General features: G+C 72.3%; 11 protein-coding genes. 7 read left to right on the top strand and 4 right to left on the bottom strand.

Annotated elements, in window-relative coordinates; translation table 11 throughout:
- The coding region (locus B9S61_RS09075) for a hypothetical protein (protein WP_103541796.1) at positions 1-549 on the bottom strand (549 nt) is incomplete at its 3' end.
- An 84-nt stretch (positions 550-633) separates the two neighbouring features.
- Between B9S61_RS09075 and dapE the strand changes: the two genes are divergently transcribed.
- Together dapE and B9S61_RS09065 are read left to right on the top strand one after the other, a co-directional pair.
- Positions 634-1,713 (top strand): succinyl-diaminopimelate desuccinylase, encoded by a 1,080-nt coding sequence (dapE, locus tag B9S61_RS09070; RefSeq protein WP_103541793.1) that lies wholly within the window; start codon positions 634-636, stop codon positions 1,711-1,713.
- A gap of 118 nt (positions 1,714-1,831) precedes the next feature.
- Positions 1,832-2,590: a TIGR00730 family Rossman fold protein gene (locus B9S61_RS09065; protein ID WP_103541792.1), complete on the top strand. Its 759-nt coding sequence runs from the start codon at positions 1,832-1,834 to the stop codon at positions 2,588-2,590.
- 176 nt (positions 2,591-2,766) lie between these two features.
- On the opposite strand, the gene folP is transcribed toward B9S61_RS09065, so the two are convergent.
- Positions 2,767-3,627: a dihydropteroate synthase gene (gene folP, locus B9S61_RS09060; protein ID WP_103541791.1), complete on the bottom strand. Its 861-nt coding sequence runs from the start codon at positions 3,625-3,627 to the stop codon at positions 2,767-2,769.
- A 173-nt stretch (positions 3,628-3,800) separates the two neighbouring features.
- Between folP and B9S61_RS09055 the strand changes: the two genes are divergently transcribed.
- Together B9S61_RS09055 and B9S61_RS09050 are read left to right on the top strand one after the other, a co-directional pair.
- The gene (locus B9S61_RS09055) at positions 3,801-4,163 is read left to right on the top strand and encodes a DivIVA domain-containing protein (RefSeq protein ID WP_103541790.1); all 363 of its coding nucleotides are present in this window, start codon (positions 3,801-3,803) and stop codon (positions 4,161-4,163) included.
- 44 nt (positions 4,164-4,207) lie between these two features.
- Positions 4,208-4,798 (top strand): DNA-3-methyladenine glycosylase I, encoded by a 591-nt coding sequence (locus B9S61_RS09050; protein WP_103541795.1) that lies wholly within the window; start codon positions 4,208-4,210, stop codon positions 4,796-4,798.
- A gap of 165 nt (positions 4,799-4,963) precedes the next feature.
- Here the strand turns inward: B9S61_RS09050 and B9S61_RS09045 are convergent, their stop codons facing one another.
- Positions 4,964-5,767 carry an enoyl-CoA hydratase/isomerase family protein gene (locus B9S61_RS09045; protein ID WP_103541789.1) on the bottom strand — a complete coding sequence of 268 codons (804 nt, stop codon included), beginning with the start codon at positions 5,765-5,767 and terminating at the stop codon, positions 4,964-4,966.
- A 379-nt stretch (positions 5,768-6,146) separates the two neighbouring features.
- Between B9S61_RS09045 and B9S61_RS09040 the strand changes: the two genes are divergently transcribed.
- Entirely contained in the window at positions 6,147-6,314 is a 168-nt protein-coding gene (locus B9S61_RS09040) for a DUF3117 domain-containing protein (RefSeq protein WP_003966491.1), read from the top strand.
- A gap of 110 nt (positions 6,315-6,424) precedes the next feature.
- Here the strand turns inward: B9S61_RS09040 and B9S61_RS09035 are convergent, their stop codons facing one another.
- Positions 6,425-7,123 (bottom strand): O-methyltransferase, encoded by a 699-nt coding sequence (locus tag B9S61_RS09035; RefSeq protein ID WP_103541788.1) that lies wholly within the window; start codon positions 7,121-7,123, stop codon positions 6,425-6,427.
- Between the two features lie 277 nt (positions 7,124-7,400).
- Between B9S61_RS09035 and sigE the strand changes: the two genes are divergently transcribed.
- Positions 7,401-8,057, top strand: coding sequence for an RNA polymerase sigma factor SigE (sigE, locus tag B9S61_RS09030; RefSeq protein ID WP_103541794.1), 657 nt, complete (start codon positions 7,401-7,403; stop codon positions 8,055-8,057).
- The coding region (locus B9S61_RS09025) for an anti-sigma factor (protein WP_181007303.1) at positions 8,054-8,513 on the top strand (460 nt) is incomplete at its 3' end. The genes sigE and B9S61_RS09025, both read left to right, overlap by 4 nt.

The raw sequence follows: 8,513 nt of genomic DNA, 5'->3' as shown, positions 1-8,513 counted from the left end.
GGTGAGGGCGGCGGCCAGCAGCGCGGCGTCCGGTTCGTGCTTGGCGTACGCCTGCGGGAAGCCGCTGCGCTGCACCCGCTGCGCGGCGACGGTGAGCGGCAGCCGGGTGTAGCCCGGCACCTCCTCGAGATGCTCGTAGAACGTGGCCGCCGCGTACGACGGGTCCATGATCTCCTTCGGCGTGCCCCAGCCCTGCGAGGGACGCTGCTGGAACAGGCCGAGCGAGTCACGGTCGCCGTAGTCGATGTTGCGCAGCGTCGACTCCTGCAGGGCGGTCGCCAGCGCGATCGTCACCGCCCGCTCGGGCAGGTCACGCGCGGTGCCCACGGCGGTGATCGTCGCCGCGTTCGCCGCCATCTCGGGCGTGAACTCGTACGTCGCCCCGTCGCCCCTGTCGGACACGACCTTGCACCCGGGGCCCACCGCGCCCCCGGTGTCGTACTGCACCGCGACATATCCGGCGACCGCGGACAGCACCACGAGGCCGGCGCCCAGACGGGGAAGACGGCCGCGACGCGTGCGCTCTGAAGGAAGTGACGGCTCTGGCACGCGTACAAGGTACTGGAGAGTACGGTTCCATGTGAGCCGGGTGCGGACAGTGGGCCGCACGCCCTGCGCGCTAGGGTCGACGGCATGGCCGACACCCCGCTTGACCTCACGCTGGACGCCGCGCGCCTGACCGCGCAACTCGTCGACTTCCCCTCCGAGAGCGGCGCCGAGAAGCCCCTCGCGGACGCGATCGAGTCCGCGCTGCGCGCACTGCCGCACCTCACGGTCGACCGGTACGGCAACAACGTCGTGGCCCGTACCCGGCTGGGGCGCGCGGAGCGGGTGATCCTCGCCGGTCACATCGACACGGTCCCGATCGCGGAGAACGTCCCCTCCCGGCTCGACGCCGACGGGACCCTGTGGGGCTGCGGCACCTGCGACATGAAGGCGGGCGTGGCCGTCCAGCTGCGCCTCGCGGCCACGGTCCCCGCCCCCAACCGCGACCTCACCTTCGTCTTCTACGACAACGAGGAGGTCGCCGCCGGCCTCAACGGTCTGAAGCACGTGGCCGAGGCACACCCCGAGTGGCTGGAGGGCGACTTCGCGGTGCTGCTCGAACCCTCCGACGGGCAGGTGGAGGGCGGCTGCCAGGGCACCCTGCGGGTGCTGCTGAAGACCACCGGCGAACGCGCCCACTCCGCGCGCGGCTGGATGGGCTCCAACGCGATCCACGCCGCCGCCCCGATCCTCGACCGCCTGGCCGCCTACCAGCCGCGCTACCCGCTGATCGACGGCCTGGAGTACCGCGAGGGGCTGAACGCGGTCGGCATCTCCGGGGGAGTGGCCGGCAACGTCATCCCGGACGAGTGCGTCGTCACCGTGAACTTCCGCTACGCCCCGGACCGTACGGAGGACGAGGCCCTGGCCCACGTCCGTGAGGTCTTCGCGGACTGCGGTGTGGCGGAGTTCGTCGTCGACGACCACAGCGGCGCGGCACTTCCCGGTCTGTCCCATCCGGCCGCGGCGGCCTTCATCGAGGCGGTGGGCGGCACCCCGCAGCCCAAGTACGGCTGGACGGACGTCTCCCGCTTCTCCTCCCTGGGCATCCCGGCGGTCAACTACGGCCCCGGAAACCCCCACTTGGCGCACAAGCGGGACGAGCGGGTGGACACCGCCAAGATCCTCGCGGGGGAGGAGCGCCTGCGGTCCTGGCTGACGGCGTGAGCCGTACGGCCGCCGGGGCGTTTGGAACGCTCTCGCGTGGACATGCTGACGTCCCCCGTACGTAAGCCGCGTAGATCTACGCTGAGGCGGTACGACCTGGCAATCGGAGGGAGCGCACATGGCTACGGGAAACCCGGAGGGCAAGCGGCAGCCACCGGAGGAGAAGCGGATGGGACCGGTGCTCCGCCGGCGGGGCCAGGTGCAGGGAAGCACCACCGACCAGCGCCTGCTGGACGAGCGTGCCCCGTCGGACTGGGTGCACACCGACCCCTGGCGGGTGCTGCGGATCCAGTCGGAGTTCATCGAGGGCTTCGGCACGCTGGCCGAACTCCCGCCCGCCATCAGTGTCTTCGGCTCGGCGCGGACACCGGCCGACTCGCCGGAGTACGACGCCGGGGTGCGACTGGGCCGGGGCCTGGTCGAGGCGGGCTTCGCGGTCATCACCGGCGGCGGCCCGGGAGCCATGGAGGCGGCCAACAAGGGCGCCCTCGAGGCGGACGGCATGTCCATCGGCCTGGGCATCGAACTGCCCTTCGAGCAGGGGCTGAACCGCTACGTCGACATCGGCCTGAACTTCCGCTACTTCTTCGTCCGCAAGCTGATGTTCGTGAAGTACGCCCAGGGCTTCGTGGTCCTGCCCGGCGGCCTGGGCACGCTCGACGAACTCTTCGAGGCGCTGACCCTCGTGCAGACCCAGAAGGTCACCCAGTTCCCCATCGTCCTGTTCGGCAGGGACTACTGGGGCGGCCTGGTCGACTGGCTCCGCAACTCGGTCATCGCCCAGGGCAAGGCGGCCGAGAAGGACCTTCTGCTCTTCCACGTCACGGACGACGTGGACGAGGCGGTGGCCCTGGTCTCCAAGGAGGCGGGCCGCTGACCGGCTCTTCGGGGCCACCTCGGAACGCCTGAGCCGGGCGGCGGGTGGGCGAAGGCCGGGGCCCGGGGGCCCGGGGGCCGAGCCCGGAGGACAGGACGGGAAAGGGGCGGAGGGGGCGAAACACGGCTCAGCCCCACCCGCCCCCTCACGCCCCCCAGCGGACGCGCCCCGGCGCGCTACGCCAGCCCCCGCCGCCCCACGGCCGGCTCCCGTTCCCCCGCGATGGACGACACCATGTCCAGCACCTGCCGGGTCTCGGCGACCTCGTGCACCCGGTACACCCGTGCGCCCAGCCACGCGGACACCGCGGTCGTCGCCAGCGTCCCCACCACCCGCTCCTTCACCGGCCGGTCCAGCGTCTCGCCGACGAAATCCTTGTTGGACAGCGACACGAGCACCGGCCACCCCGTGGCCACCATCTCGCCGAGCCGCCGCGTCGCCTCGAGGCTGTGCCGCGTGTTCTTCCCGAAGTCGTGCCCCGGATCGATCATCACCGACTCCCGGGGCACCCCCAGGGACACCGCCCGTTCCGCCAGACCCACGGTCACCTCGAGAATGTCGGCCATGACGTCGTCGTACGTCACCCGGTGCGGCCGCGTCCGCGGCTGCGCGCCGCCCGCGTGGGTGCACACCAGCCCCGCCCCGTACCGCGCGGCGACCTCCGCGAGCCGCGGATCGACCCCGCCCCACGCGTCGTTCAGCACGTCCGCGCCCGCCTCGCACGCGGCCTCGCCGACCTCGTGACGCCAGGTGTCGACGCTGATCACGACCTCCGGGAAGCGCCGCCGCACCTCGGCGACGAAGCCGACCGTCCGCCGTACCTCCTCCTCGGCGGTCACCTCCTCGCCCGGACCGGCCTTCACCCCGCCGATGTCGATGATCGCGGCGCCCTCGGCCACGGCCTGCTCCACGCGCGTGAGCGCTGGCTCGTCGTGGAACGTGGCGCCCCGGTCGTAGAAGGAGTCCGGGGTCCGGTTCACGATCGCCATGATCACCCGCTCGTGCGGTGCGAATTCCCGCCTGCCCAGCCTGAGCATCCCCTGTGACCTCTCCTCTTGCGTCCGTCCCGGGCCGTCCTGGCGGCCGCCGGGCCGCCTCCGTCCGCCCGGCGGCCCCGGGTGTCAGACTCGCATGGCACGATCGGAGCCACACATCCGACTCCGACTCGGCACTTCCGACTCCGACTCATCCGACCGTGGGGGCCCCGGCGATGGTTATGTTCCTCTTCCTGCTCCTCGCGCTGGCCGTCGTGGTCGCCGCGGTGACCCTCGCCGTGGTGGGCGGCGGCGACAAGAGCCCGCTGCCCGAGGCCGGCCCCGAGCGCCTGGTGGACCACCTCCCGCCGGACCGTCCGCTCAGCCGCGCGGACGTGGACGGCCTGCGCTTCCCGCTCGCCGCCCGCGGCTACCGGATGGCCGACGTGGACGACGCCCTCGGCCGTCTGGGAGCCGAACTCGCCGAGCGCGACGCCCGGATCGCCGACCTGGAGTCCGCGCTGGCCGGCGCCCGTGCCGCCGCCGCGCACCTGTCCATGGACAAGCCCGCCCCGCACCACGGGGACGAGCGGCCGTGACCGGGGAAGACACGGAGACCGTGACCGGGGAGGACGCGGAGACCGTGACCGGGGACCCGGCGGCCCTCCCGGGCGAGGACGGCCTCCCGCGCTGCCCCTGGGCGCTGTCCACCCCGGACTACGTGACGTACCACGACGAGGAGTGGGGCCGGCCGGTCCACGGGGACGACGCCCTCTTCGAGCGGCTCAGCCTGGAGGCGTTCCAGTCCGGCCTGTCCTGGATCACCATCCTGCGCCGCCGCCCCGGCTTCCGTGCCGCCTTCGCCGGCTTCGGGATCGCCGCGGTCGCCGAGTTCACCGACGCCGACCGCGAGCGCCTGCTGGCCGACACCGGCATCATCCGCAACCGCGCCAAGATCGACGCGACGCTCGCCAACGCGCGCGTGCTGGCCGGGTGGGCGTCCGGCGACCTGGACGCCCTGATCTGGTCCCACGCCCCCGACCCGGCCGGCCGCCCGGCGCCGAAGGCCCTCACCGACGTCCCCGCGGTGACGCCCGAGTCGACGGCCCTGTCGAAGGCGCTGAAGAAGCGGGGCCTGCGCTTCGTCGGCCCGACCACGGCGTACGCCCTGATGCAGGCCTGCGGGCTGGTCAACGACCATCTGGAGTCCTGCGTGGCGAGAAGCGCCCCCTGAGGGGCGCCGGGTGCGTGGCGAGCGCCGCCTGAGAGGGCGCGGGCCCGCACCGGTGTGCGGCCCCGCCGCGCGGACGACCGCGGTGCCCGCCCGGTCCTCGCGGTGAGCCACGGTGCCGGTCAGCCACGCCGTATGCGCGGTCCCGACACGCCGGGCGCCCCGGGATCAGCGGCCCAGATACGCCGGCTTCTCCTTCTCGACGAACGCCCGCACCGCGATCGCGTGGTCCTCCGAGGAGCCCGCCCGGGTCTGGAGCTCGTCCTCCTTCTCCAGGGCCTCCTCCAGCGAGTGGCTCAGCCCGTATGCGACGGACTCCTTCAGCGCCGCGTATGCCACCGTCGGCCCCTCCGCCAGCGCCCGCGCCACCTTCTCCGCCTCCGCGCGGAGCTCCGCCGCCGGCACCAGCCGGTTCGCGATGCCCAGCTCGTACGCCTCCTGCGCGGAGATGCTGCGCGGGAAGAGCAGCAGGTCGGTGGCGCGCCCGGGGCCGATCACGCGCGGCAGCGTCCAGGAGACCCCGGAGTCCGCGGTCAGCGCGACCCCGGCGAACGAGGTGTTGAAGGCCGCCGTGTCGGCGGCGATCCGGTAGTCCGCGGCCAGCGCGAAACCGAAGCCGGCGCCCGCCGCGACCCCGTTCACCGCCGCGACCACGGGTTTCGCGGCCCCGGCGATCGCCTTGACGATCGGGTTGTAGTGCTCGCGCACCGTGCTCATGGTCCGCCCCGAGCCGTCCTGCCGGTCGGAGGCCAGCAGCCCGATGTGCTCCTTGAGGTCCTGTCCGACGCAGAACGCCCGGTCGCCGGCCGCGGTCAGCAGCACGGCCCGTACGGCGTCGTCGTCCGCGGCGGACCGCACCGCGTCCCGGAGGGCGACCTTCGCCGCGACGTTGAGCGCGTTCATCGCCTCCGGGCGGTTCAGCGTGATCGTCGCGAGTCCGTCGCTCACCTCGTAGAGCACGGTGTCGGCCATGACGTTTCCCTCCGTGTGCGGCTCGGGACGTACCGGTGGGTACGTCCTCGTCTGCAGGACAGCATGACGGAGATCACCGGCCCCGGAGCGTGCCCTCGGTGTGACCTGCGTCAAACAATTCCCGTCCGTTTCCGGGTGCCGGAACTGTGTGCGGCGGCGCAGTATCGCAGCCACATCGCCGAATTGAGTGGTTTTGCTCGCGCGCGTTGCCCAAGCGATGCCTACTGATGTTGGTCATCGGGTCCTGCGATGCGGGATAATGGCCTGGAAGCAATGTGTTCGATGCCGGTGGCGTGTGTCCTGCTTCAAGGACCGCAGGTGCCCTTCAGTGGGCCGTCGGCTCAGACGGTTTAGCTGGGTTTCAGGAAGGGGAACGAGCATGGCGGCCATGAAGCCGCGGACGGGTGATGGCCCGCTCGAGGTGACCAAGGAGGGGCGGGGCATCGTCATGCGCGTTCCGCTCGAAGGCGGCGGTCGGCTCGTCGTCGAGCTGACCCCGGATGAGGCCGACGCGCTCGGCGACGCCCTCAAGAAGGTCGTCGGCTGACGGGCAAGCGACCATACCCCTTCGGTCGCCCCGGTGCCGCACGCGGTGCCGGGGCGGCTGTTTTGCCCGCCGGCGGAGGGCGTCACCGGTCCCGGGAGGTCACCGGGCGGTCACCTCTTCACGGCGCAGAGCAGGCCGTCTCCCACCGGCAGCAGTGAGGACACCAGCTCCTGGCTCTCGCGGACGGCCCGCACCAGCTCGCGCACCCGCAGTACCTCCGAGGGCTGCGGACCGGAGTCGACCGTGCGTCCGTTCGCGAAGACGCCTTCGAAGGCGACCAGGCCCCCCGGGCGCAGCAGGCGCAACGATTCAGCGAGATAGTCCTGGTACTCCAGCCGGTCGCCGTCGCAGAACACGAGGTCGTAACCGGCGTCCGCGAGACGCGGCAGGACGTCCAGCGCGCGGCCCGGGATGAAACGGGCCCGGTTGCCGGCGAAGCCGGCGTCGCGGAACGCCTGGCGGGCGGACTGCTGGTGCTCCGGCTCCTGGTCGACCGTGGTCAGCACCCCGTCCGGCCGCATGCCGTGCAGCAGATGGATCCCGGAGACGCCGCAGCCGGTGCCGATCTCCGCGACCGCCTTGGCGTCCACGCTGGCGGCGAGCAACCGCAGGGCCGCGCCCGTGCCGGGCGACACCGAGCGCAGGCCTGCCTCGCGGGCCCGGTCCCGGGCCCAGTGCAGCGCCTCGTCCTCGGCGACATAGGCGTCGGCGAACGCCCAGCTCGTCTGCCGGTTGGCGGTAATGACCCTCTCCTGTCCCCGTGGTTGCCTGGGCGTGACTGTATCCGTTGGTGCCGGGAACCTGCTGATGGGACCGGTCGTTTAAAGGGATGAGCAAGTGGTGTGTGCCGTGACCGGGGGGTAGGGAGTGGACGGGGACGCCCAGCAAGTGCTGACGCAGCCGTACGAGCCGTGGCAGCTCAGATCAATTTCTCGTAAAACCGCTTATCCGGAGCTAACGGGCGAGGTGGCTATGGTAGGGGCTCCACTGGACACCACCAGAGCCGACAGGGGAGGTGCGGCTGCACCTGTGGATCGCGGAGGAGTGCTGCGGCGCTTCCTCGGATCGGCGGGCAGGCCGAAATCCGTGAACGACACCGCAGCTGACCACGACCGCGCCGGCGACCCGGCCCAGACCGCCACCTTCTCCGGCGACGACGGGCAGGCGTGGACTCCGCCCAGCTGGGAGGAGATCGTCAGCATGCACAGCGGCCGGGTCTACCGGCTCGCCTACCGCCTCACCGGCAACCAGCACGACGCCGAGGACCTCACGCAGGAGGTCTTCGTCCGCGTCTTCCGTTCCCTGTCGACGTACACACCGGGGACCTTCGAGGGCTGGCTGCACCGCATCACCACCAATCTCTTCCTGGACATGGTCCGCCGCAAGCAGCGGATCCGCTTCGACGCGCTCGGCGACGACGCGGCCGAGCGGCTGCCCAGCAAGGAGCCCACGCCCCAGCAGGCGTTCAACGACGCCCATTTCGACGCGGACGTCCAGCAGGCCCTCGACACCCTCGCCCCCGAGTTCCGCGCGGCCGTCGTGCTGTGCGACATCGAAGGACTGTCCTACGAGGAGATCGCGGCCACCCTGGGCGTCAAGCTCGGCACCGTCCGCTCGCGGATCCACCGCGGCCGTTCCCAGCTGCGGAAGGCACTCGCGCACCGCTCGCCGAAGGCGCGCGCGGAGCGCCGCTCCTTCGTGCCGCGTGTTCCCGCACTGGGAGGAGGGGGCGCGAGCGCGTGAGCGGTTCACAGCCGAATTCCTCCGAGGGACACCTCGCAGAGCAGCACCTGGGAGACCGACTCTCCGCCCTGGTGGACGGGGAGCTCGGTCATGACGCGCGTGAGCGCGTACTGGCACACGTCGCGACCTGCGCGAAGTGCAAGACGGAAGTGGACGCGCAGCGCCGTCTGAAGAACGTCTTCGCGGAGGCGGCCCCACCGCCGCCCTCCGAGAGCTTCCTGGCCCGCCTCCAGGGGCTGCCCGGCGGAGGTGACCTCGGCGACGGCGGGTCACCGCTGGGCGGCGGAGGGCTGCCGGGCAGCGCGTCCGGACGGTTCGGCGCCTCCGGGGCGTTCGGGACCAGGCGGAGCGAGCGTTTCGAGTTCGCCTACACGCCCGTCCGGCGCCACCAGCCGGCGCCGATGCCGGCGAGCGGCCCGGCGTTCGGGATGCGGCACGAGGCCGGCCGCCACGAGG

Source organism: Streptomyces sp. SM1, assembly GCF_002910825.1.
In the GTDB taxonomy this organism is placed as follows: Bacteria; Actinomycetota; Actinomycetes; order Streptomycetales; family Streptomycetaceae; genus Streptomyces; species Streptomyces okerensis.
The sequence above is the reverse complement of the archived record's forward strand: the minus strand, read 5'-3'. Positions and strand labels throughout refer to the sequence as shown.

What these genes read in the sequence shown, in the direction of transcription:
- B9S61_RS09065 (WP_103541792.1), top strand. Translation starts at nt 1,832, where the DNA reads ATGGCTACGGGAAACCCGGAGGGCAAGCGGCAGCCACCGGAGGAGAAG.
- folP (WP_103541791.1), bottom strand. Translation starts at nt 3,627, where the DNA reads ATGCTCAGGCTGGGCAGGCGGGAATTCGCACCGCACGAGCGGGTGATC.
- B9S61_RS09040 (WP_003966491.1), top strand. Translation starts at nt 6,147, where the DNA reads ATGGCGGCCATGAAGCCGCGGACGGGTGATGGCCCGCTCGAGGTGACC.
- B9S61_RS09055 (WP_103541790.1), top strand. Translation starts at nt 3,801, where the DNA reads ATGGTTATGTTCCTCTTCCTGCTCCTCGCGCTGGCCGTCGTGGTCGCC.
- dapE (WP_103541793.1), top strand. Translation starts at nt 634, where the DNA reads ATGGCCGACACCCCGCTTGACCTCACGCTGGACGCCGCGCGCCTGACC.
- B9S61_RS09045 (WP_103541789.1), bottom strand. Translation starts at nt 5,767, where the DNA reads ATGGCCGACACCGTGCTCTACGAGGTGAGCGACGGACTCGCGACGATC.